Here is a 21,473-nt window from a genome sequence, read left to right as displayed (position 1 = left end):
GTCTTTGATTACCTGAAACAGCACCTCCACCTACAGACCTCGTTCCCGAGGTCTGTGCAGGGCTACGCCCTGCACTACACTAGGGTGCTCCTGGGATACCAGTTGTTACAGCGGGGGTGGTGAGTTTCGTGATTCAGGTTACTGAGTATATTGATATTTTTGCAGTTTTATGATATACTATATCTGTTACTCGTAGCTATACAAGTTTCGTGTACATTCGATAGAGTAGTACGACTAGAAGGCGGAATAAACATGTTCTGGCATTTCGTAATCGGCGCACTGATCTGGCTGTGGGCTGCCAACAAGGTAGTCGGCGAGATCAACGAGCTCGAGCGGTCACTGCCCATCCCCGTCGTCATCCTGACGGCGGTGTTCGCACCTCTCGTGGTGGTCGTCGTCTTCGTGGGGCTGGTCCTGTACGGCGTGTCCATGCTGGTCTGGGGTCTCGGACGAGATCTCAAGAAGGCCATCAACCGTCGGCGCGACGAGGTCACCGCATGACCGCGGGCATCCTTATCGGGCTCAGCCTGTTCTGGTTGGCCTCCGGTCACGCCATGAACGACGTCTTGGCCGCTTGGCACCAACATGTGGCCTGGCCCCTGCGCGTGCTAGCCATAATCATCTCGCCCGCTGTGGCTGTCGTCGTTCTGACGGTAGCCCTCGTGGCTCTGGGCTGCAAGGCACTCATGATCGCGGTTCACGGACTGCAGGCACTGCTCGGGCTAGTCCGAGGCGTGCAGGCGAGCGCCTGAGATATGGATGGTGAGAGGTTCGGTCTTCTGACGAAGGCGACGGCCTCTCACCATCCAATCACCTCACCCACGCTACTACTCTGTCCCTTTATTCCTATATCTGGCTAAAAGCTAGATTTTGTATTACCCTGACTACAGTACGTAGCATGAAGATCAAAACTTATGAAATTATTTGGCAAATCAAAACTTCCGTCGCTGAACGACCTGTCTAGTATTCAGATCACCTCGCTTACTCCTAAGGTTATTACCGAGATATTGTTCCACAAAGACAAGCGGACAGAACTGTTCTTGGACCTCAAGCCGCACGAACGTATTGTGCTGCTGCACTCTTTGACCCCCAATGTGCGCAAAGACCTTCTGATGCATGTGCCCGACAAAGATCTGGTAGACATCTTGCAAGCGGTAGATCCAGACGAGGCAACTGACATGCTGCAGCTGCTGACCCCGCGTCGCCGCGAGAAGATCTTGCAAATGGTCAGCCACGAACTGAAAGATTCGCTCAGTAAGTTGCTAGAATTTGACGCCGAGACCGCAGCCGGCCTGATGACCCTAGACTACGTGCAGGTGCCGGTTAGCGCCACTGTTGCCGAGGTAGCTAGAAAGTTCAAACAACACGAAAAATCTACTGGTCGTCCACCAGTTATTATTGTGCAGAAAGAGGACGGCAAGTTGGCCGGTTTTCTGCCTGGGCACGAGCTGGGTTTTGGCCGGACAACTGAACTGATCGGCAAATATGTAAAGCACCTGCCGTCTATTAGTTACGCTGCCACCCACGACCAAGTTATTCATATGTTTCAGGCTCATCCGCACTCTAAGGTGGCTGTCAAAAACGACGCTGACGATGTGATTGGTATTATCTATTCCGACGACGTACTGAATATCATGCAAGACAAAGACAGCTCTAGTCTGTACGAATTTGCCGGTATTCGCCAAGAGGAAGGTATCAGCGACAGCACCAAGCGCAAGGTACGCAACCGGTACCAGTGGCTGATTATTAACTTGGGCACCGCCTTTTTGGCGGCCTTTGTGGTTGGACAGTTCGAGGCGACGCTCAGCAAGTTCGTGCTGCTAGCCGTCTATATGCCCATTGTTGCTGGCATGGGTGGTAATGCTGCTACGCAGACGCTGGCCGTGTTGGTGCGTGGTATCTCTTTGGGGCAGATAGAGCTGAAGACTGCGGCGCGGACCTTGCGCAACGAGATGGGTGCTGCATTTATAAATGGACTCATCAATGCCGTGTTGGTGGCGTTGGTGGTTATCTTCCTTAATCACGACTATAAAATTGCGGCCGTGCTAGCCATGGCCATGGTGGTCAACATGGTAGTGGCAGCGTTCTTTGGCACCTTGGTGCCGTTGATAATGACCAAGCTAGGCAAAGACCCAGCAGCTTCTGCAACCATATTTATTACGACCGCAACTGATGTCTTGGGCTTCTTGGTTTTCCTGGGACTCGGTACGCTCGTACTCAACTAAAAACACGAGGCAGGGGGTATGCTGCCTCGTGTTTTATGGCCCGATGCCCACGCCCTCGCACCAGCCAGTGCGAGGGCGTGGCGCTAGGGTTAGTGGACGAAGAAGAGCTTGCGCATCTGCCGTTTGATGCGTCTGGCATCTGCTCGGCTGTAAGCATTTTTGCGCAGATAAGCTTCAAGAATATCAGAGTCGGGAAGGGGTAAGAGTGCGAATGATTTACGTTTCTTTTTGATGATGGGGCCTCCTTTTTACATTAGGTTGCAATTTCAATTTACGCTCCGAACCTGAGCTTTGCCTGAGTCGCTTTTCTGGCCAGGGGTTGTACTATACTAGGTACCGAAACAGGAGTTATGGGTATGAGTATTGAAGGGCCAACGGGCGAGCACGAGCCGATGGAATCGCAGGTGGACGACGCGCAAGGTAGCCCGGAAGGGGCGAGGAAACAAATTGATTTCTCGATCGACGACAATGATGAGGAGCTGACAAGGATCGAGCTTGTTCCTATCGATGAAGAGTATGAATCATGGTAGACACTGATGTGCTTATGTTGTCACGAGTATTTTCTTAACTTGTTAAGAAAATGTATGACGTGGGTTGACGCTAACACTCAGGGCTTATAGGCTGAATAGTAATGATTAGTATTACTGATAAATTATTAAAATTTGGTCCGCTGAAGCGCGACCACAACATAACCGCCAAAGACGTGCTGCCGGCGCTGGATCACATTCACAGTTACTGGCACAAAGTGGAGCGCTATCACCCCAAAGACGACGAAAGTCTAGTGGGTCTGCCCAAGCCGTTTCTGGTGCCATCGTACGAAGAAGGTCACGAGTTTGACTATAACGAGCTGTACTATTGGGACAGCTACTTTATGGTGCAGGGCATGCTAGACGCCGAGCACAAAGACCTGGTGCTGGGTATCCTCGAAGACCTGGTCTATTTATTCCAGCGGTTCAAGATTATTCCCAACGCCTCCCGCCTGTATCTGACTAGCCGCTCGCAGCCACCGTTTTTGAGCAGCTTTATTTGGGACGTCTACGAGGCCTACAACATGGACAAGAAGTGGCTGGGCAAAATGCTCAAAGTTGCCGAGGCCGAATATCACACCGTATGGATGGGCACGCGCAAGCCGCATGCTCGCCAGGTATACAAGGGCCTCAGCCGTTACTACGACTTTAATTATCTGCATGATATCGCCGAGGCCGAGAGCGGCTGGGACATGACGCCACGTTTTGGACGCAAGGCTCTCCACTTTGTGCCTGTAGATCTGAACGCCCTGCTGTATAAATACGAAATGGATTTTGCCAAGTATTACGAATTGATTGGCAAAAAAGACCAAGTAACCAAATGGCAGGATGCCGCCAAGTATCGCAAGCGGGTTATGGACGGGCTGATGTGGAGCAAGCTCAAGGGTTTGTATTATGACTATGATTTTAAGAAAGAAAAACGTGGTGCGGTCAGCTCATTGGCTACCTATTTTCCTATGTGGGCCGGTATGGTCACCAAAAAAGAAGCCGAACAGTTGGTCAAAGCCCTAAAGCGGTTCGAGAACAAGGGTGGCCTGGCGACTACTGATGTGGCGCAACTAGCCAAGCGAGTGCCTGGTATACCCACCGTGCCCACTCAGTGGGCTTATCCGAATGGCTGGGCTCCATTGCACCTGGTTGTGGTGCAGGGGTTGGAGCGCTATGGCTACCACGAAGATGCCAAGCGCATTGCTACAAAATGGATCAAAACCAACCTAGATTGGTACAAAGAACACGGCGTATTTTTGGAGAAGTACAATGTTGTGTCTCCTGACAAGCCACCCGTGAAGGGACTCTATCCATCACAAACAGGCTTTGGCTGGACTAACGCTGTTTTTGAGCGCTTTTGTAAAGATTATATTGATGGAATCGGACCAGAGTCAAAGCAGTAGTCTGCCATGTGCAGACAAGCTGGCTTTTGATACCAAGGAACAAGCCGAGGCGACCGCCACGGTGACCGAGTGGCAGCACGGTACGCGCGTAAGGGTCTACCACTGCCAGCATTGCAGTTTGTGGCATTTGTCTAGCACCAATTTTACAGACTAAGCTTATGTAATTGGGTGTATCATACTTGTGGAGGAATAACACAAGCTTTTTGTCTTTGTAAGCTCACCGTCCTTTTGGGCAAGGGGGCTTTTATTTTAATAACCAGTTTGCGCATTTTTGTGGTTTTAAAGCTCTTAACGTTCTAACGAAAGAATAAAATGACAATACCAGATGCCGAAACCGGCGAAAGATTTGCTAGTGGAGACAGCGGGGATCATGCAAGCACGGAGGCTGCCAACAGTGTCCTGGTGTCTGCAGAAGACGTTATTACCAGAGTGGGCCAGGTAGCACTGCCTACCACTGTGCCTGATCCGGGCGATCCGGATCGTTATGTGTCTTATTCTCATCCAACAGATGTCACTCGTAAATTACTGGATACTCAGACGCGCGAGGTTATCGTGCAGAGCGATATAACTTTTGCTGACCGAGTACGTTTTGCTGAAGAAATCGGACCATGGGCAGTCAGGGACTTGGAGCGGGTGGCGGCCGAAGCCGACCAGTCACGTGGATTGATCGTTGGTAATGTAAATCCTACGGCCAATGGTGGCGGGGTGCAGTACTGGTTGATGAACCGTGTGCCTTTGTCCCGTGACCTGGGCGTAGACGAACGATGGCCGCTGATGCCGGAGAGCGAGACTGCTTTTAGGGTGACCAAAGACTGGCACAACAACAGCCAGGGAGTTGCCGTGCCGGAGATGACTCGTGGGGAATTTCGGGCTGGTATCACTGTGTATGAAGCTTGGATTCGTGATGAGGTAGAGCCAGCTCTGCGGAATTCGCTGGCCCAGGTAGACCTGGCGTATTTGCACGATCCGCAACCACATGGCCTGTACGATTTCTTGCCTCCCGGCATGCCCACTATATGGCAGAGTCATATCGAAAACAGGCGCGAACTTGTGGCCGACTCAAACACCATCCAGCACCAGATTTGGAAGTATTTTTGGGAGGGCAAGGCCGAGCGTGCTCAGGTGCATCTTTTTCATCCCGTAGACTCTTTTGTGCCCGACGTTGTCCCCGAAGCGTCCTTGGGTTTTGCGCCTGCACCCTTTGAAGCGGGTGACGACCTAAACCGCAGAATTACCGAGCAAGAGGGGATGGCAAAACGCGATTTTTGGGACGACCAGCTTAAGACCAGTGAACAGCGCAAACCAGAAAGAAGACCAGATGTTATACCGGCATCCACAGACTGGGACCGCGAGGATTGGACACAGGCCGAGATGGATTGGGATCGACCATTTATGGCGGTTGTGGCCCGTTTTGATGCGGCCAAAAATCTGGTAGATATAGACGGCAATCCTTCTATCCTCGAACACTATGCTCGGTACAGAGAGATCATGATTGCCCAGGGTAAAAAAGACCAGATCAGGCCGTTAGTTATTGCTGGCAATGGGTCTATTGACGACCCTGACGGTGATGACATGTTGGCGTTGGTCATGCATGCCCGCGCCACTAAGTACCAAGCCTTCAAGGACGATATAAAGGTAGTACGCGTTCCTCATGACGACCTGGCTATCAATGTCCTGATGCACGAGGCCGAGTTCGGTCTGCAGCCGTCCAGGCGTGAAGGGTTCGAGAACCGCGTTTCGGAGTGGATCTGGCACAACAAGGCGGTCATTGTAGCTGCGAGGGGTGGCATGCCGCTGCAAGTTATTCCGGGACGGTCAGGCTTTGTCGAGGACGCTCATAATTCAGAAGCGTGGGCGGTGCGTATGACTCAACTATCTATCGACCGTGGTCTAAAAGCTGACATGGCTCGCCAGATTGACGTCTTGCGCTTTACTCACAACTACCGTGAGTTCTCTACATTGTATGCCGGCTTTAGGACCTACATGCACTACAACCGAGCCACGAAGGGTATGTACCAAGGTGACCATCGCTGGCGAACGTCCGACACCATGGGGCCAATCGCCGCTTAAGCTATAATAGCCATAAACCAGGAGGGCGGCATGACGGAGCGAGTATTTGATGAGGAGAAATACATAGTCGGCATGTTTGACCGCGGCGTGCTGGGCTTTCCGGAGGGAGGTCTTGCCCTGAAGTCGGGCAGGGTTACACCGTACTACCACAACATGCGGTCACTGCTCTCGTATGATCAGCGTCGGATTAGGGACGGCAGCATGCCTATCGAGCAGCAGCAGGACCTTATTCGTAATACTATCGCTGGTTATGCCCAACGGTTTATGGAGATTAATGCGCGGTTTGACCATGTATTTGGTAAGGCCCAAGCAGCCACGGCCCCGATGGCGGTGGCTGCTTACGAGGCAGGCATGTCATATCTGTGGGAGCGTGTCCCAGACCCAAACAAGCTGCACTATGGTGCGCACCAGGAGCTGATAGAAGGTCATTACGAAAGTGGCCAGCTGGTGCATCTAGGGGATGATAATACGACCAACGGAGCATCCAAGATCGAGGGGGCTAACGTGCTGTTGAAGGTTGGGCTGCAGGCGGTTAGTCTGACGGTCGGCTTTGATCGCGAGGAAGACGCACGGGCAAATCTGGAGGCACTGGGCTACGAAATGAACGCCGTGACTTCACTGAGTCGGGCTGTTCCTGTTCTTCGCGACCATGAGCGGATCGACAATGGGCATGTAGAGGCGGTTATTGCCTATCATGAAGATCTGCAGCGGGCGGGTATCAATACAACCTTTAGCTTGGATGGCTAGCGCGCTATACTCTGAACTATGGCAAAACAAAGTGCTGGTGTGCTGGTGTATCGGAAAAAGCCAAGTGGGGTCGAGGTGCTGATCGTGCACCCTGGTGGTCCGTTTTGGGCAAAGAAAGACAAAGGGGCCTGGACGCTGCCAAAAGGCGAGTTCAACGACACCGAAGAGGCCCTGGACGCAGCCAAACGAGAATTTCAGGAAGAAACCGGCCAACCCCTGCCCGCAGGCGAATATCTAGAACTGGGCACCGTCAAGAATAAAAGTGGCAAGACCATATATGGCTGGGCGGTCCAGGGCGACATGGATATTACAAAACTCAACAGTAATAGCATGATGATAGAGTGGCCGCCCAAAAGCGGCAAAGAGCAAGAATTCAGAGAAGTAGATAAAGCTGGCTGGTTCACGCCAGACAAAGCAATGCAAAAACTCCACCCCGCCCAAGCACCCTTTGTCGAGCGGCTGCTCAAGGCGCTTGGCATCGAGACAGAAAAACCACCCCAGCAAGCATCTCTGTTCTAGCTCTGGCGGCCTCCCACCCCTACCGGCACGTGTTGAATTCTTTTGCCACAGGTGGATGGTATACTGTTGGTATGAAACAGGCTCATGTCACGGCTGGTTATATCGCTCTATTTAATCCTAGTTCTGACGGAGGCTTTGAGGTATCTTTCCCGGACTTCCCGGGGTGCGTTACGTTTGGTCACACATTTGAATAGGCTCAGGAAAAGGCTGCCGAGGTCTGAGGGTTGTGGCTGGAAGAGCTAAAAGCAACCCACCAAGCAATCCCTGATCATGCTACCCATCCAATCATCGCAGAGGTGATCCTGGCTTAATCCGACTACATGAAAGCATTAACCGCTCGTCAGTTGATTCGGGTCTTGCAGACAAATGGCTTTCAGTTAAGCCGACAGCGCGGGAGCCATAAGAGCTACCCCGGCAAGCCTGCCTCTTCTAGCATATTTCAGGGTCGAACCCTGAAATAGTGAAACAGGGTTCGACCCTGAAATGCGACCCTGAAATAGTGCTCTGCAAGCAGGATGGGTAACGTTGGCGTAGGGGTTGGGAGTTGTCGCGTCTCGGTCGCTTAACTTCGATGGCTATGTTTTAATACGACATATGGAATTCTACAAGAACCTGAAGAAGTTTTCTGACCTATTTAACTTAGGACTCTCGTTTGACGAGGCAGATCCACCAGAGCTAGCGGTCATAAAATACGAACAAGCTGGGGGCTTTACAATAGGCTGACTTTGTACGGTGTTGGTCGTTATGGTATGGGTCGTAAGTACTGTGAATTTAGTTTTTCGGAGGATTCGGGTGACTATAATGACGAACAAGCAGTATTGGCTTTTATGTGCCAATGGGCTGACGCTACTGAAGTGAAGCTTTTGTACAAGGATGTGGAGACTTTGACTAGTGACTTGTACGAAGGAAGGTATATCGCTGAAGTGAAGGGTCGGCTCTTCCCATTCTTTGGCTCCGAGAAATATCCTCCGGAATTATTAGAAAGCTTTAGATCCGACGAAGAGCAGAACGGCTAGTATCTTTTAGAAGGTGTTATAATAATACTTATGACACATATCTACCGCCAGTCTATGACTATGATGCCCGGGCGGGCGTAGATATTCTTATTCTCTTAGTTTTCTCTTATCACTCATAAACAGGTACACTTAAACCGTATGAATTATTACATTACTACCTCTATTCCGTATGTTAATGGCGAGCCGCATATTGGCTTTGCTATGGAAATTATCATGGCTGACGTACTGGCTCGACACGCACGTGTGCAAAAGAGGCCGGTTATCTTTAGTACTGGCACCGACGAACATGGCGGCAAGATTGCCGAAAAGGCAGCCGAACAAAAACTGTCCCCCCAAGAGTTTGCTGGGAAGATGAGCCAGAACTTTCGGGATTTGGCCAAAGCGCTAAACATCAGCAACGACCGTTTCATTCGCACGACAGACGCCGGACACGAGCAGCGGGCCCAGCTGATCTGGAAAGCCCTGGCTAGTGACATCTACAAAGGCAACTACAGTGGATTGTACTGTACCGGCTGCGAAGCGTTTGTGACCGAGGCTCAGGCCAAAGACAACAAGGGCGTATGTCCCCACCATGACAAACCATACGAGACGATAGAAGAAGAGAATTACTTCTTCAAACTGACCAAATACGCGCCACAAATTCAGACCGCCATAGAAAGTGGTAGTTTCCGGATTGTGCCTGCCACCCGCAAGCACGAGATCTTGAATGTTATCAAAGATGGCCTGACAGACATCAGTATTTCTCGACCTAAAGACAAGATATCGTGGGGTATCCCGGCCCCAGGCGATGACACGCAGGTCATGTATGTCTGGTTCGAGGCGCTCATGAACTACCTGACGGTTCTGGGCTATCCCGAACACGAAGATTTTAAAAAGTTCTGGCCCGCCAACGTACAAGTGATTGGCAAAGATATCATTCGTTTCCACGCAGCTATCTGGCCCGCCATATTGTTGGGCCTGGGCGTGTCTTTGCCCAAAACTCTGTATGTGCACGGGTTTATCAATGCCTCTGGCGGTGTCAAGATGAGCAAAAGCCTCGGCAATGTGATCAGCCCTATGGATATCATCAACGAATATTCGGCCGATGTCCTCCGCTATTACCTGCTGCGCCATATCCCCAGCTATGGTGATGGCGAGTTCAGCGCCAACCGATTGCTGGAGGTCTATAACAGTGAGCTCGCGAACGAGTTGGGCAACGCTGTGCAGCGTACCGCCGCTATGATCAAACAATACCAAAACGGCATTATCGGTAATATCCCTGGAGCCGAACACGATACATCACAGTACCTAGAGGCGCTCGATAACTTCCGATTTGACCGTGCACTGGAGGAAGTCTGGGAGCAAGTCCGTGGCCTCAACCAGTATATTGACGAACAAAAACCATGGGTAATTGCCAAGGAAGGTGACAAAGAACACTTGGCCGAAGTGCTTGCTTACCAAGTCGGCTGCTTGCTAGAAATTGCCCAAATGCTGCAACCATTCATGCCCGAAACCGCGCTTAAGATGCGTCATGTGTTCGAACAGGGTGTTATCCAGCCCATAGAAGGCACGCTGTTTCCCCGGAAAGAAGTAGCTGCTGCCAAGTCTGCGTAGAAATGTTTAAGGCAGGTTAAGGGCAGTGGGGAGTAAGGGATATGTTCGATCGAGTGTGACCCGGACTGCCATAAAAAGACAGACAGTCCGAGCCAAACCCGTATTGCTGTGACTCGCTAGGCGACGGCCAGAATCGGTCCGTCGGTGACGGGTTGGCCGGGCCGACGACCGTCACGGAAGTGCTGGACCATGCCCGACCAGGCGCTGAGATCTGGGTCGTACACGGTTGTGCCATCTCCGTGGATGAACAAGATCTGGTCGTCGCTGATGGTCAGCACCAGGTCCGTACCGCGGACGGAGTACGTCCCAGCCTGCGGAAGTTGGGGGTGAGCCAACACGTACCGTGACAGTGCCTCGAACTGCTCCTGGTTGACCCACAGCACCCGATCTTGGTCTGCCGGTGCCATGGCATTGCTTGACATGGCAACGCCATGGATGCCCTTCTCGGGATGGGCGGCCTCATCGAAGGTGAAGCTGCTGCCGTTGGTGCCCGAGAACGCCGTGCGGTGTTCTGCAGGAACCCTGATCTTTAGCTTGTGTGTCATGAACATGCTCCTTGTATATGGGGTGGTTTTAACGCCTCCCCACTGCAAAAGCCTCGCTCGGATTTTGAACGAGACGCTTATGATTTTATGACTCATTGACGTTCGCATGCAACCACTTTTGCAGAACCTTTAACAAACCAGCGGACGCTCAGTATCGTTTTCGGGTGGGTACCTACCGAATTCTTTTTGACGTGGATGCACAAAACATTGTAATTCTGCACCTACAGCACCGTCGAGAAGTCTACCGACGTTAAGGTGACAGGACTCAGTGAAGTTCTTGGCTTCACGGCTGCTGGTCAAGCAGCCAGAGCAGTCTCGATAAGAAAGCGGTGGGAGCCATGCAGTCGGTTGCCAATCTCGCTCAGAGGCACCCAGGCGACGGCTTCGATTTCGCCTGCTTCATCGTTGCCTTCCCACTGCATCTCTAGTAAATGTTCGGTGGCTACATGATCGGGGATATCAAATCGCACTGCTGTAGTTTCGGGCCAGGCATGGGCGGTCGCTCGCAGGTCGGCTACGGGGCCCTGATATACCAGGTGCATACCCACGCCGGGTCGGCGGAGGGCCATTTGTATATCTGGACCAGTTTCTTCCCCAGCTTCGCGCATGGCCGCATAGAATCCGGTTTCGCCAGGATCTACAAAGCCACCGGGCAGCGCCCAGCCGTGCGTATCCGAGCGTTGAATGAGCAGTACATGCGGCTCTTCTAGGTCGTGACGAACGATGATGGGGTCGGCGGTGTAATTCGGTCCCCATTCCCAGTAGGCACCTTTGCCACCTAGCACACCGGCTTCGCTCTGGAGCATGTCCCAGAACCAGGGGTGCAAGGGGCGCCCCTCAGCATCAAACTGGGTGACGGTGTCCGGATATTCCTTACGAAAACTAGCGTCAGCTAGGTCAGCTTGGTTGACCCAGCCATAGTCGGTGGGTAGCAGCACGTTGTGTTGTTCTGGTACATACAGCAGGTTGTCTGCCTGGATGCGTTCTTCGTATGGCGGATAGCCAGGCCAAGCCTGATCTTTGACGCGTTGGGCCAGTAGCTCTATGCTGCCGCGGCGGATAATCTCTTCGGGGTGGGGTGGTTCGGCATTACGCATTTCGGGGCTCATGCTGTGATCTCCTCTTGAAAAATGTGTTGGTACAGGGCTATTTTTCCGGCAGGGCCGGTGTGTTTGCCGGGGTTGTCACTCAGCTTGACGGTGGGCGTGCCATCGACCTCGGTGGCTTTCATAACGATATTCAATGGCGGAATGCCGAGGTCGTTGGTCAGTGTGGTGCCCCAGCCAAAGATGACACCAACGCGATCCTTGAAATGATTGTGTAGTTTCACGATTTCTTCGATATTTAGACCGTCGCTAAAAACAATGGTTTTGGTGGTAGGGTCTATGCCATGTTGTTCGTAAAAGGCCAGGGCGCGTTCGCCAAATTCTATGGGATCGCCCGAATCATGACGCAGGGCCCGCCACTCGGCGGCTTGCTCTGATGTAAAGTCTGAAAAGAAGAAGTTGGTGGTGAAAGTGTCGGTCAGGACGGTAGACAGGTCTTCGCCGTAGCGGTCGTGCCAATCCTCTAAGAACTGATGATGCGAAGCCCGGATGTCTTGGCCACGGCTGTCGGCCAGGCCGGCGTAGACCATGGGCATTTCATGGGCAAAGGTGCCGATGGGCTTGATGTCCAGGGCATTAGCCAGGGCGACGTTACTGGTACCTACCATATTGTCCGGGTACTCGTTGACCAGGCGTTCTGTCACGTGCCGTTGCCAGCGGTGCGAGAAGTGACGGCGGGTACCAAAGTCGACAATTTTGATGTCTGGGTTTTGTTGCAGTATCTCGATCTTTTCGCTCAAGCGGCGGTCGCCTTCGTCGTAGACTTCGAAGATATCCAGGCCGTTTTTGGTCACATAGCTTTCAAAATACAGTTCGTTGACTTCGCTCATGACCACGGTTTCCCAGTAGGTGGCCATGCTCCACTCGCCGGTGGTATGTACGGCTATGTCGTTGTCTTCTATAGTGACGGTTGCTTCTGGCAGGGGAGTGTCGGCAATGTGTTGCAGGAACGAATCAGCAAAGACGCGTACGCCCTGGCTGTCATGCAGACTGGCCATGTAGTCTAGTTCGGTTTGGTTAAAGCCACGCCCCTGGATAGTGTCTAACCGGGCCTGCAACTGCTCTGGCTCGATGTATTCCACCAACCTCTGTTCACCTCTGTTTTTTAGGGTGAAGGTGACCTCGGCGTCTGGCTCTATCTCGTGCGCCAACTGGCTCATCGTGGGCTTGTAATAGTCTAGGCCGGAGGTGATGTAAGATCTCTCCAGTTCTGGTCCGTAGGTTATGGGCGAGTTTTCCATCTTCACTGTCCTGTTTGATTAGTTATTGTTCTAAATACACTAAGTAAGTATTGCTCTGATACTAACGCAACCTTAGTGTCTTGTCAACACTTACTGTATGATGCTTGTTCAAAAAAAGAACCCCTGTGTATGGGGTTCTTTTTTGCAAAATAAATAGTACCAGTGAGCGGCGAATGCCCGGCTAAGCTGCCGCGTAACATTCGCACGCTCCTGGCACGTTGCACTGATTTCTACATCCCAAGCAGCCGGAGCAGTTCGTTGAGCTTCTTGTCACGATGTTCCCACAAGAACTTGTGAAGGACGACGCCACGCCTTACGAGGTCGGTGATGGTGATGCCTTGCTCTTCACAGAGTAACAGCAGCTCCTCATAAACCCCTCCCTCTATGCTGATGGTGAGCGTATGTCGCTGAGCGTGGGACTTGGTAACAAAGAATGCGACCCCACCAGTGTAGCCGCTTGCAACGATGCTGATGTTCAGCGGTCCATCCATAATGCTGCTGAGCACTTTTTCTATAGTTGGCTGGATCACATGCCACATCACACGTGGTGATTTGGTAATGGTCAGTATCGCTGAAGGCTTGCTCGATGCTCCTACTGCGGTAATCAGCGGGTCATCTAGTAGCTGGGCGCAGGCGAGCTCGAGCTGCTCGGTAGTAGCCATAAAGGCCAGTATGGTGCGAGCCGTGTGTGGTGTTGTAGTGCTTCCCGGATGTTCCGTCACTGTTCCTCCGAAGGTGTCAACGGCAAGGGATGCCTCAGCATCACATGGAATTGCTGGTTTCGTCAAGAGGTAGTGTGTGCAAGACACAATTCACGATGCTTTCTACGGAGCACGAACTGCTTACTGGGCTATGATTGCGTCGTAGTCTTTGGCGGCAAGGTTACGGACTATTTTTTCTACGGTGACGGTCTTTCCGAGGTCTGGTCCGAGCGCTGTCTTTGTCTTTGTTAGACGGTTAGCGTATGCACATTGTAGCTCAAGCGCGACCGTCTGGCCAAAAGAGTTGGCCTGGACTCGTTGTTGACTCAATACAATATAAATAGTATAATATATTCTACTTTTGTAGAGCTTTTTGCTCCAGGGTACCTTTACAGCTTCTTGTCAGATAGTACGGCTAGAGATAAGCGCATACAGTGCGTTTTTTTCTATCCGTACTTACTCTGTGACCTTGGAGGTCATCTTGCCACCTTACGATCCATATCCCCCCTACATACCAGCTGACCTCAGTGCCTACGAGCCCGCTCCACAGAAGCCTTGGTTCCCCTGGAAGCTGACGGATCAGCACCTGGGTGTAGTTATTGTCGGCGTAGTGGCGGCTTTGATCGTTCTTGTTCTGTTGTCCATACCTGTGCAGGCTGCCATGATCTCTGACCAGGTAGCCATCGATGCCACTGAACGAGCCGAATACTCGGACGTTGAGGTCATTGACAAGGCAACGGTGTGGGGCTTTGGGAACAGTACTTGCAAAGGAAAGTTCGACGATGCCCAGTTTACGGTGCGCGCCACCGGTGACGATGGCTTCCGCCGCCAGATGGTGATATGTGCCAGTTTCTTTGGCTCAGAGACCTTAGTGATTTCTAGCATCTCAGCGCCACTCGAGACCACGCAACCCCAAGGGGCGAGGCGTCTCGAGCCAGCACAGGAGTAGTTCCGACAAGAGGCCCTGGCCCCCATTTCTCTTCTTTCGTGCCTCATGGTATGGAAGATGCAGGGATGGGGGTCTAATTTTATATATAAAAATACCACCAGGTGGGTGGCTGTGGTTTTCGAATAAGTGATATGACATGTCAGGCGGAACGAGAGAAGAGGCCGAGGCCAGCGGGGTGCTTCGTGGCAATACTAGCGCCACGAGGCACCCCAACTGGTTCAGCTCTGCTGCACGTCGTGATCGTCCTGGGGCGCGGTGTCTCCGGTGGAGCCGCCGATGTTGGTCCAGTCGATCTTGACGTCGAGCGTCACGACCTCGGTGATGAGGGCAACGATGCCGAGGACACCGAGTGCCATGATGAGGCGCTTGAGGGTCTGGCTCATGATCTGACCTCCGGGGTCAGGTGGGGGATGTGACTTCCTGCTGCCGTCGGGCACGCCGCTGGTAGCGGTCGCGGACGTTGTTGACCGGGGTCCACGGAGTGCGGGCCATGGTCCTGATGCCGCGGACGATGCGCTGGTCGCGGTCGGCGCTGGCGGCGTCGTAGGCCATGATGGCACCGATGGTACCAACGGCCGCGAGGACGGTTCCGACGAAGATCTTCTTGATCATGGATGTCTCCTGTTGCTGGGGGTTGCGAAACGCGACGATGGCTCGGGTGAGGCCGAAGACTCTCCGGACTCGTTCGATCATCGTGGTGTTGCTTCCAGGCGCTGGGCCTCGTCGAAGCCGACGTGGCGTTCGTTGGCGATCTGGCGGGTCGACGTGTCGAGGACATGTCGCGAGGGCAGGTCGAGCTTCTCACCACGCCACCAGGGCTTGGTGATGTAAGCCACGACGCCGACACCGACGACCATCAGACGGAGCGTCCACTTGCGGACGGACTTGGGGATCACGGAATCTCGTTTCTCGGTTGGGGTATGGATATGAAACATCACAAGATGGCTCGTATCCATATCCCAAACGATTTGCCTGACATGTCAAAGTGCTCAAATGATACGCAAGTGCGACCACCTGAGAATATGTTTATTATACTTTAATACTTAATATTTGTCAATAATTTATAAGAGGTGAACGGATGCGACGCCCATACTCATTTTTCCTTTGCGCCTGCTCTACTAAGTATATGAACTTTTGTACTGAGCCCCCAAGAAGTTTGAGGCTACATGCAACAAAAAATGAACTGCCATTGTGTGATTTTTAACAGAACCCAAGCCCCTTACATCTTAGACTTGTTCGGCACCCCTCATTTGCATGGCAGATGGGGGACGTTACATGAATGACCCTTATTTTAAGGGCCATTTGTACCTTCATAAGAGAAAGTTCAAGGTGGGATAGGTGCACGCTTTAGTAGCGTGTAGCCATCCCACCTTGAGGTAGTTTACTCAGGAAACCGGGAGGCTCACCCACCAGGGTGTAGTCGACAGCTACAGGAGAGGCAATATCAATGTCACAGCACCAGGACAGCACCATCGACTGGCTGACGAGTTCGTTCAGCGACGGCATGCAGTGCGTGGAGACAGCTGTCGTCGACGGCAACGTCGTCGTGCGCGACACGAAGGATCGGCAGGGTCCGACCCTCACCTTCACCCGCGGCGAGTGGGATGCCTTCGTGGAGGGCGTCAAGAACGACGAGTTCAACTTCGGTGCCATGGCCGCCGGCCAGCCGGTGACCGCCAAGGTGCTCGCCTGATCTGACGGGTGATGCCAGGACCGGGTGGTTGGAGATTGACGGCATGTCAATGTGGCTTCGGCCCTTCAACCACCCGGTCCTTCCCGTAAGCTCTCTTTTTCTCTGTGGAGTATAAATCCTTACAGTCATGTATATATGCCTGCCAGGTCATGGCGCGGAAGTAACAGTAGAAAGGCTCTTTAGCCCATCCTCCTTCCCGCCATGTGAAATATTTATTACTTGTTAATCAAAGCTGCGGACGAGGGTCTCGAGTGATTGTTTATTAAAGGTGTGCAGCTGTGCGGGTCGGTGGGCACCTTCGCGGCGGTATTCGTTGGTGGCGTGAATAAGGTCTAGGCTGAGGAATTTCTTGCGGAAATTGCGTTTGTCTAGCTCGCGGCCCAAGATGGCCTCGTAGGCAGATTGTAACTGGGTAAGGGTAAAGAACTCTGGCAATAGCGAGAATACGGCGTTGGTATAGGTCACCTTGGCCTGCAAGCGATCGTGGGCGTACTGGATGATGCTGCCGTGGTCATAGGCAAGGTCAGGCAGTTGTTTTACAGGAAAGAACTCTGGCTCTTGCGTAGTGGTACTGCTGACGGGCACGAGGTCTTTACCCAGTCCCATGTAGGTGACTGATACGGCGTGACCACGGGGGTCACGGGCTACGGTGTCAAAGGTATAGAGCTGCTCGATCAAGGGCAGGTCTTTTGTGTTCAAGCCGGTCTTAGTTTTGAGGACGCGTGCCATAGCGTCTCTAGTGGTTTGACCTTGGGCGTTGTATCCACCAGGAAGGGCACGGACGCCTGTGAATGGGTCTTGGGATCGGCGGATTAACAATACGCACAGCTGGTTATCGACCAACTGAAAGATGACGCTATCGACTACAAGGATCGGGGGCACATATTCGGTAGCATACTTCACGATAGACTCACTATACCAGATTATTGTATATTGTACACTAAAGTATTGCACAAATTGCACAAAAATGTTATTATAAATTAAAATAAGGATGTTTTGGACGTGTCAGTATCTATTGAGAGAGACGGTGTATATGATGGTGCAGAGGCAGAAAACCGCGAACAAGTCGGTTATTTTCTGGACCGTCTACACGACATAGCCGAAAACCCCGAGGAGTTTGCGGCGTTATACCCTGATCAGTCCAGTGATCCGGGGCTCATGCCCATACTTACGCAGGCAGAGAATCACCTGGCACACGTTACGTATAGCTTTCAGGTTGCGGCCGACAGCGATGATTTTCCGTACGAGTTGCGCCGAACCGAAGCGTATCCCGAACAGCCTACCAGCCGCGCCCTAGATAAGGCCACGTACTTTACAGAGGTGGTTCTAGACGACGGCGAGCCAGCTGAGTGGCGCCGTGAGGAACTGCCAGAATCCTATAAGGTCGAAGCGAAGGCCGAAGAACAGGCTGCTATGGACCGCCTGCTGAGTGATCCGCTAGCGGTATACGATGAGTTCAACAAGCGTCGGACAGAAGGCGGCATGGAGGCATTATTCCCAGAGTTCGGTGCTACCCTGAAGACGCTCTATTATGACTTGGTTAACAAGCAGCAAGTCCTGGCTGCTTGCGATCTCTCTCCTGCGACAAGCAAGATGCGCGATCGTGTTATTCGAAATGTTCAGGATAAGATTGACGAAGGAACCTTTGGATATACCAGCACGCTTGATCTGATAGAAGACACGGTTGCATTTTTTGACGTCGTTGCCCGGGTGAACGAGCCAGACTCGCCACCGATTTACCACACCAAACGGTTCGAGTATGACTGGCACACTCTGCCGCGCGAAGATGATTATTTTGTGCTGCCATCAACGGCCGGCCTGACGGCCTTTGATCTTTTGAAGGTTCGCGGCGTGCCGATAGGAATTGTCGGGGCTTCAACAGATACGCTGACGGTCGATGGTCGCCCGCAGACACCTTATGAATTCTTCCATCATGATGTCAACCATACTCGCAGGCTGTATGAAGAGTTGCTGCTAGGTGCCGAACGTGAAGGCGTGAGTATGCGCAAATACTGTGAAGATGCCACCAAGCTTATACACGAGACGCTGTTACCGGCAGTTGACCTAGAGGGCATAGCCGCCGGTGAGGAGTGGGATCGTCGAGTTGCCATGCGTATGATTTTGTTCGAGATTCTGCACGAAGACGCCTACGATCCCACCCGTGACACAATCGCAGACGCCATCATGCGCACCCCTGGCGAGCGTATGCCGTTTGAAGCCACTGACGGCACGGTGGTCGAGCACTTTATGGGTGAGCGTGCCACTGTGCTGGCTCACGTCTTCCGTAAGCTGTCTGGCAACTTTTTTGACCTGCCAGGAAGGCGTAGTACGACCCTGGGCAGCGACTTTGCCAGAACTAGGCTGGCTATTGCTCAGGGTGCGGCTGATTTGTATCGGCTGGTCTCGGACGATCAGATCTCGCAGGAGGACTTGCTGGCCACTTGTCGCGACCTAGTGTCGACAGACGAATATTTTACAGATGCTTTTATTGGCAACATGGCCAACATCATTAACGCAGACGGTTCCGGAAAGAACCGGCTCAAGATGGGGGTCGTCAAGCCGCTGGGAGTTATAAGCGCCATACGCAAGGCCAGAGAACACGGCATGCAGGTCCACGCTCTGTTTGGTTACTCGCTGCTAGAGTACGAAGATCCGGACGGACTGGTTGATGCGGTGGTAGAGGATCTGGAGGCGCTTGATCCAGAGGAAACGGCTATTGCCATCGGCGCTACTCCTTACGGCATTGGCCGATTGTATCCGGTTATAAAAGAACTTGGTTTTCATACTTTGGGAATCGTTGCCAGCACGGCTGTTGGCCGTAACGAAGAGGTCACCGACGGTGTGGATGAGCTGGTAGTGGTCAAAGATCAGGGATGGGGCGGGTATCGCTATGAACAGCGGGCAAGTGGACTGCTTTCGCCTACCACTCGCACATTCCTTGGTGCTAGTGATAGTATCGCAGCATACGGTGGCGGTAATATTACGGCCGTGAGTATTGCCAAGATGCGTGAGCGTGGCAAGCCTGTGACCTATCGGCCCTTTGATATGAACCATCGAATTGCTGATATGCTCAACGCTCAAAAGGGCGTTGAGGGGCCGGTTGATTACCATGGGCCGGCATATGCGGTCGCTCGCGACCTAGGCCTGCTAGCAGTTCGTTAGGACCACAAGGCTGTAGAGGGAATATCAGACGGCATGCGCCAGTCACCACGGGGACTGAGGGCTACTGAGCCCACCTTTGGTCCGTCGGGCATGGCTGAGCGTTTAAATTGGTTCTGGGTGAAGCGCTTGAGGAATGAACCGAGCCACTTACTGATTTCCTCTGGTGAGTAATCGTCTTTAAACGCTTGCTCGGCTAGGAACTGGATTTTGTTGGGCGCATCACCCCAGCGGATGAGGTAATACAGGAAGAAGTCGGTCAGGGCGTAGGGGCCGATGATTGCTTCGGTCTCTTGGCTGATTTGGCCTGGCTGCGCGCTTACCAGCTCTGGCGATACGGGTGTCTGCAGAATGTCTTCTAGGGTAGTTTTGCTTGTTTCGTGTGATGGCTTGGTGGTCAGATGAGCGACCAGATGTCGCACGAGTGTTTTAGGAATACTGGCGTTGACGTTGTAGTGGCTCATGTGGTCGCCATTGTAGGTGCACCACCCTTGGGCAATTTCACTTAGGTCGCCTGTTCCTAGCACCATGCCGCCTGCTTTATTGGCGTAATTAAACAAAATGCTGGTGCGCAGGCGGGCTTGGACATTTTCGTAAGTGATATCTTGCGTTTCACCATCGTGGCCGAGGGCCAAAAGCTGTTCCTGGCTGAGCTTGCCGATAGGGATTTGGGTGTTAGGTACGCCCAGACTCTGTGCCAGTTTGACGGCGTTGCTTTGGGTACGGTCAGAACTGGCCTCGCCAGGCATGGTGATGGTATGGATAAAATCTTTTGGTTCCTTGCCAAGGCGCTTGGCTGCCTCTACGGCCACCAGCAACGCCAGGGTGGAATCCAGTCCCCCTGACAGCCCCAGGACAACTCGTTCCTGGTGGCTACTTTTGGCGCGCTGCGCCAGACCAGTGGCCTGAATGGCAATGACACGGTCCAATCGTTGCTCGCGCTCGGCACTGTCTTCTGGGGGCAAAAATGGATATTTATTGAGCTTGAGATCAGGGGTGAAACGGTTGGGATCTATACCACAGCGGATGATCTGCGCCCCTGTTTTTACCACAGTATTGGTGTCTTTGCGCTTGTCGTGCTCCAGGTGTTGAATGTCTATGTCGGCAATTTGCAGCCGGCTTTCGTCTGATAGTGGCGTGCGTTCGGCCACAATGCGGCCGCTTTCGGCAATCAACTGGTGACCGCTCATGACAATGTCCATGGTCGACTCGGACGGGTCGCAGCCGGCGTATAGGTAGGCCATTACCAGCCGGGCTGACTGTTGGGCTACGAGTTGTCGGCGATAATCAGCCTTGCCGATCAGCTCCGGCGAAGCGGAGGGGTTGGCTATGATGTGGGCGCCATTTTCGGCCAGTTTGCGGCTGGGCGGATCGGCAACCCACAAATCTTCACAGATTTCCACGCCAACCTTGGTGCCATTGATGTCAAGCAGCAAATCAGTACCAAAGGGAACTGCTTTTCCGGCTACTTCCACCTCTATATTTGGCTGATCCCAGGCTTGGAACCAGCGTTTTTCATAAAATTCGCCATAAGTGGGCATGTTGGACTTGGGGACGATGCCCTTAACCTGGCCATCTGCTAAAACAGCCGCACAGTTATAGATAGCGCTGCCGACTGCCAGGGGTAGACCGACTACCATGGCGGTCGGCTTATTGGCGGTGGCCTCGGCCAACTGCGTCAATCCAGTTCGGGCGTTGGCCAAAAGCTGATTATTTTGGACTAGGTCACCGATGGAATAACCAGTTACCGACATCTCTGGAAAGACCACCAGAGCAGCATCTGCGTCGATAGCATCGCTATAGAGGTCCTTGATATGCTGCGTGTTAGTGGCAACGTCGGTTAGGGCTACCTCGGGGCAGGCAGTTGCTACGCGTATATAGTTGCTATCGGCTGATTTTTCCAGGGTCACTTCCCTTCTGGTTAGTGTTACGTTGACAATAATTACTTCGTAGAATACAGTATTGCATAGTAAGTGTCAATATAACACTTA

The 21,473-nt window shown here is 52.6% G+C and carries 27 protein-coding genes; 17 read left to right on the top strand and 10 right to left on the bottom strand.

Annotation, left to right across the window (positions count from 1 at the left end; genetic code table 11):
* Positions 1 to 159 precede the first annotated feature (159 nt).
* The 14 genes from VK694_03460 to metG all read left to right on the top strand — a co-directional run bounded on the left by VK694_03460 (position 160) and on the right by metG (position 10,088).
* Positions 160 to 501 carry a hypothetical protein gene (locus VK694_03460; GenBank protein ID HTE57779.1) on the top strand — a complete coding sequence of 114 codons (342 nt, stop codon included), beginning with the start codon at positions 160 to 162 and terminating at the stop codon, positions 499 to 501.
* A complete protein-coding gene (locus VK694_03455) occupies positions 498 to 752 on the top strand; it encodes a hypothetical protein (GenBank protein ID HTE57778.1) in 255 nt (84 codons plus the stop codon). Before VK694_03460 ends, VK694_03455 begins: the two co-directional genes overlap by 4 nt.
* Positions 753 to 914: 162 nt before the next feature.
* Positions 915 to 2,225, top strand: a complete 1,311-nt coding sequence (locus VK694_03450; GenBank protein HTE57777.1) for a magnesium transporter — start codon at positions 915 to 917, stop codon at positions 2,223 to 2,225.
* Between the two features lie 35 nt (positions 2,226 to 2,260).
* Positions 2,261 to 2,428 (top strand): hypothetical protein, encoded by a 168-nt coding sequence (locus tag VK694_03445; GenBank protein ID HTE57776.1) that lies wholly within the window; start codon positions 2,261 to 2,263, stop codon positions 2,426 to 2,428.
* 153 nt (positions 2,429 to 2,581) lie between these two features.
* Entirely contained in the window at positions 2,582 to 2,755 is a 174-nt protein-coding gene (locus tag VK694_03440; GenBank protein HTE57775.1) for a hypothetical protein, read from the top strand.
* Between the two features lie 101 nt (positions 2,756 to 2,856).
* Positions 2,857 to 4,143 (top strand): trehalase family glycosidase, encoded by a 1,287-nt coding sequence (locus tag VK694_03435; protein HTE57774.1) that lies wholly within the window; start codon positions 2,857 to 2,859, stop codon positions 4,141 to 4,143.
* On the top strand, positions 4,115 to 4,297 hold the full coding sequence (locus VK694_03430; protein ID HTE57773.1) for a hypothetical protein: 183 nt from the start codon (positions 4,115 to 4,117) through the stop codon (positions 4,295 to 4,297). The genes VK694_03435 and VK694_03430 overlap by 29 nt, the downstream gene beginning before the upstream one ends.
* Positions 4,298 to 4,455: 158 nt before the next feature.
* A complete protein-coding gene (locus tag VK694_03425) occupies positions 4,456 to 6,213 on the top strand; it encodes a hypothetical protein (GenBank protein ID HTE57772.1) in 1,758 nt (585 codons plus the stop codon).
* Between the two features lie 30 nt (positions 6,214 to 6,243).
* Positions 6,244 to 6,960, top strand: coding sequence for a hypothetical protein (locus tag VK694_03420; protein ID HTE57771.1), 717 nt, complete (start codon positions 6,244 to 6,246; stop codon positions 6,958 to 6,960).
* An 18-nt stretch (positions 6,961 to 6,978) separates the two neighbouring features.
* A complete protein-coding gene (locus VK694_03415) occupies positions 6,979 to 7,479 on the top strand; it encodes an NUDIX domain-containing protein (protein ID HTE57770.1) in 501 nt (166 codons plus the stop codon).
* 71 nt (positions 7,480 to 7,550) lie between these two features.
* A complete protein-coding gene (locus VK694_03410) occupies positions 7,551 to 7,673 on the top strand; it encodes a type II toxin-antitoxin system HicB family antitoxin (protein HTE57769.1) in 123 nt (40 codons plus the stop codon).
* Between the two features lie 400 nt (positions 7,674 to 8,073).
* Positions 8,074 to 8,202, top strand: coding sequence for a hypothetical protein (locus VK694_03405; protein HTE57768.1), 129 nt, complete (start codon positions 8,074 to 8,076; stop codon positions 8,200 to 8,202).
* A 2-nt stretch (positions 8,203 to 8,204) separates the two neighbouring features.
* Positions 8,205 to 8,495, top strand: coding sequence for a hypothetical protein (locus VK694_03400; protein ID HTE57767.1), 291 nt, complete (start codon positions 8,205 to 8,207; stop codon positions 8,493 to 8,495).
* 138 nt (positions 8,496 to 8,633) lie between these two features.
* On the top strand, positions 8,634 to 10,088 hold the full coding sequence (metG, locus tag VK694_03395; GenBank protein ID HTE57766.1) for a methionine--tRNA ligase: 1,455 nt from the start codon (positions 8,634 to 8,636) through the stop codon (positions 10,086 to 10,088).
* A gap of 116 nt (positions 10,089 to 10,204) precedes the next feature.
* On the opposite strand, the gene VK694_03390 is transcribed toward metG, so the two are convergent.
* The 5 genes from VK694_03390 to VK694_03370 all read right to left on the bottom strand — a co-directional run bounded on the left by VK694_03390 (position 10,205) and on the right by VK694_03370 (position 14,011).
* Positions 10,205 to 10,633, bottom strand: coding sequence for a hypothetical protein (locus tag VK694_03390; GenBank protein HTE57765.1), 429 nt, complete (start codon positions 10,631 to 10,633; stop codon positions 10,205 to 10,207).
* 296 nt (positions 10,634 to 10,929) lie between these two features.
* Positions 10,930 to 11,742, bottom strand: a complete 813-nt coding sequence (locus tag VK694_03385; GenBank protein ID HTE57764.1) for an NUDIX domain-containing protein — start codon at positions 11,740 to 11,742, stop codon at positions 10,930 to 10,932.
* A complete protein-coding gene (pncB, locus tag VK694_03380; protein HTE57763.1) occupies positions 11,739 to 12,980 on the bottom strand; it encodes a nicotinate phosphoribosyltransferase in 1,242 nt (413 codons plus the stop codon). Before pncB ends, VK694_03385 begins: the two co-directional genes overlap by 4 nt.
* A 230-nt stretch (positions 12,981 to 13,210) precedes the next feature.
* The gene (locus VK694_03375; protein ID HTE57762.1) at positions 13,211 to 13,642 is read right to left on the bottom strand and encodes a hypothetical protein; all 432 of its coding nucleotides are present in this window, start codon (positions 13,640 to 13,642) and stop codon (positions 13,211 to 13,213) included.
* 180 nt (positions 13,643 to 13,822) lie between these two features.
* Entirely contained in the window at positions 13,823 to 14,011 is a 189-nt protein-coding gene (locus VK694_03370) for a hypothetical protein (GenBank protein ID HTE57761.1), read from the bottom strand.
* 133 nt (positions 14,012 to 14,144) lie between these two features.
* Between VK694_03370 and VK694_03365 the strand changes: the two genes are divergently transcribed.
* Positions 14,145 to 14,630 carry a hypothetical protein gene (locus tag VK694_03365; GenBank protein ID HTE57760.1) on the top strand — a complete coding sequence of 162 codons (486 nt, stop codon included), beginning with the start codon at positions 14,145 to 14,147 and terminating at the stop codon, positions 14,628 to 14,630.
* 218 nt (positions 14,631 to 14,848) lie between these two features.
* Here the strand turns inward: VK694_03365 and VK694_03360 are convergent, their stop codons facing one another.
* The 3 genes from VK694_03360 to VK694_03350 all read right to left on the bottom strand — a co-directional run bounded on the left by VK694_03360 (position 14,849) and on the right by VK694_03350 (position 15,568).
* Positions 14,849 to 15,013 (bottom strand): hypothetical protein, encoded by a 165-nt coding sequence (locus VK694_03360; protein ID HTE57759.1) that lies wholly within the window; start codon positions 15,011 to 15,013, stop codon positions 14,849 to 14,851.
* 16 nt (positions 15,014 to 15,029) lie between these two features.
* Entirely contained in the window at positions 15,030 to 15,242 is a 213-nt protein-coding gene (locus VK694_03355) for a hypothetical protein (protein ID HTE57758.1), read from the bottom strand.
* Between the two features lie 77 nt (positions 15,243 to 15,319).
* Complete coding sequence (locus tag VK694_03350) at positions 15,320 to 15,568, bottom strand: hypothetical protein (GenBank protein HTE57757.1); 249 nt, start codon at positions 15,566 to 15,568, stop codon at positions 15,320 to 15,322.
* 509 nt (positions 15,569 to 16,077) lie between these two features.
* Between VK694_03350 and VK694_03345 the strand changes: the two genes are divergently transcribed.
* Complete coding sequence (locus VK694_03345; GenBank protein HTE57756.1) at positions 16,078 to 16,323, top strand: DUF397 domain-containing protein; 246 nt, start codon at positions 16,078 to 16,080, stop codon at positions 16,321 to 16,323.
* Between the two features lie 222 nt (positions 16,324 to 16,545).
* Here the strand turns inward: VK694_03345 and VK694_03340 are convergent, their stop codons facing one another.
* Complete coding sequence (locus VK694_03340; protein HTE57755.1) at positions 16,546 to 17,226, bottom strand: NUDIX domain-containing protein; 681 nt, start codon at positions 17,224 to 17,226, stop codon at positions 16,546 to 16,548.
* A gap of 99 nt (positions 17,227 to 17,325) precedes the next feature.
* Here VK694_03340 and VK694_03335 point away from each other — a divergent pair, with 99 nt between their 5' ends.
* On the top strand, positions 17,326 to 19,485 hold the full coding sequence (locus VK694_03335; GenBank protein HTE57754.1) for a hypothetical protein: 2,160 nt from the start codon (positions 17,326 to 17,328) through the stop codon (positions 19,483 to 19,485).
* On the opposite strand, the gene VK694_03330 is transcribed toward VK694_03335, so the two are convergent.
* On the bottom strand, positions 19,482 to 21,392 hold the full coding sequence (locus tag VK694_03330; protein HTE57753.1) for an NAD(+) synthase: 1,911 nt from the start codon (positions 21,390 to 21,392) through the stop codon (positions 19,482 to 19,484). The two genes, VK694_03335 and VK694_03330, sit on opposite strands and share 4 nt — an antisense overlap.
* Positions 21,393 to 21,473: the final 81 nt, after the last annotated feature.

It is taken from the genome of Verrucomicrobiia bacterium (assembly GCA_035489575.1).
Classification (GTDB): domain Bacteria; phylum Patescibacteriota; class Saccharimonadia; order Saccharimonadales; family JAGQNK01; genus DATHJY01.
This window is presented reverse-complemented; position numbering and strand designations above follow the sequence as displayed.

Bases quoted from the DNA above. Each gene is read 5' to 3' on its own strand.
- VK694_03455 (HTE57778.1), top strand. From the start codon at position 498: ATGACCGCGGGCATCCTTATCGGGCTCAGCCTGTTCTGGTTGGCCTCC.
- VK694_03450 (HTE57777.1), top strand. From the start codon at position 915: ATGAAATTATTTGGCAAATCAAAACTTCCGTCGCTGAACGACCTGTCT.
- VK694_03445 (HTE57776.1), top strand. From the start codon at position 2,261: ATGGCCCGATGCCCACGCCCTCGCACCAGCCAGTGCGAGGGCGTGGCG.
- VK694_03440 (HTE57775.1), top strand. From the start codon at position 2,582: ATGAGTATTGAAGGGCCAACGGGCGAGCACGAGCCGATGGAATCGCAG.
- VK694_03435 (HTE57774.1), top strand. From the start codon at position 2,857: ATGATTAGTATTACTGATAAATTATTAAAATTTGGTCCGCTGAAGCGC.
- VK694_03430 (HTE57773.1), top strand. From the start codon at position 4,115: ATGGAATCGGACCAGAGTCAAAGCAGTAGTCTGCCATGTGCAGACAAG.
- VK694_03425 (HTE57772.1), top strand. From the start codon at position 4,456: ATGACAATACCAGATGCCGAAACCGGCGAAAGATTTGCTAGTGGAGAC.
- VK694_03420 (HTE57771.1), top strand. From the start codon at position 6,244: ATGACGGAGCGAGTATTTGATGAGGAGAAATACATAGTCGGCATGTTT.
- VK694_03415 (HTE57770.1), top strand. From the start codon at position 6,979: ATGGCAAAACAAAGTGCTGGTGTGCTGGTGTATCGGAAAAAGCCAAGT.
- VK694_03410 (HTE57769.1), top strand. From the start codon at position 7,551: ATGAAACAGGCTCATGTCACGGCTGGTTATATCGCTCTATTTAATCCT.
- VK694_03405 (HTE57768.1), top strand. From the start codon at position 8,074: ATGGAATTCTACAAGAACCTGAAGAAGTTTTCTGACCTATTTAACTTA.
- metG (HTE57766.1), top strand. From the start codon at position 8,634: ATGAATTATTACATTACTACCTCTATTCCGTATGTTAATGGCGAGCCG.
- VK694_03390 (HTE57765.1), bottom strand. From the start codon at position 10,633: ATGACACACAAGCTAAAGATCAGGGTTCCTGCAGAACACCGCACGGCG.
- VK694_03385 (HTE57764.1), bottom strand. From the start codon at position 11,742: ATGAGCCCCGAAATGCGTAATGCCGAACCACCCCACCCCGAAGAGATT.
- pncB (HTE57763.1), bottom strand. From the start codon at position 12,980: ATGGAAAACTCGCCCATAACCTACGGACCAGAACTGGAGAGATCTTAC.
- VK694_03375 (HTE57762.1), bottom strand. From the start codon at position 13,642: ATGGCTACTACCGAGCAGCTCGAGCTCGCCTGCGCCCAGCTACTAGAT.
- VK694_03360 (HTE57759.1), bottom strand. From the start codon at position 15,013: ATGAGCCAGACCCTCAAGCGCCTCATCATGGCACTCGGTGTCCTCGGC.
- VK694_03355 (HTE57758.1), bottom strand. From the start codon at position 15,242: ATGATCAAGAAGATCTTCGTCGGAACCGTCCTCGCGGCCGTTGGTACC.
- VK694_03345 (HTE57756.1), top strand. From the start codon at position 16,078: ATGTCACAGCACCAGGACAGCACCATCGACTGGCTGACGAGTTCGTTC.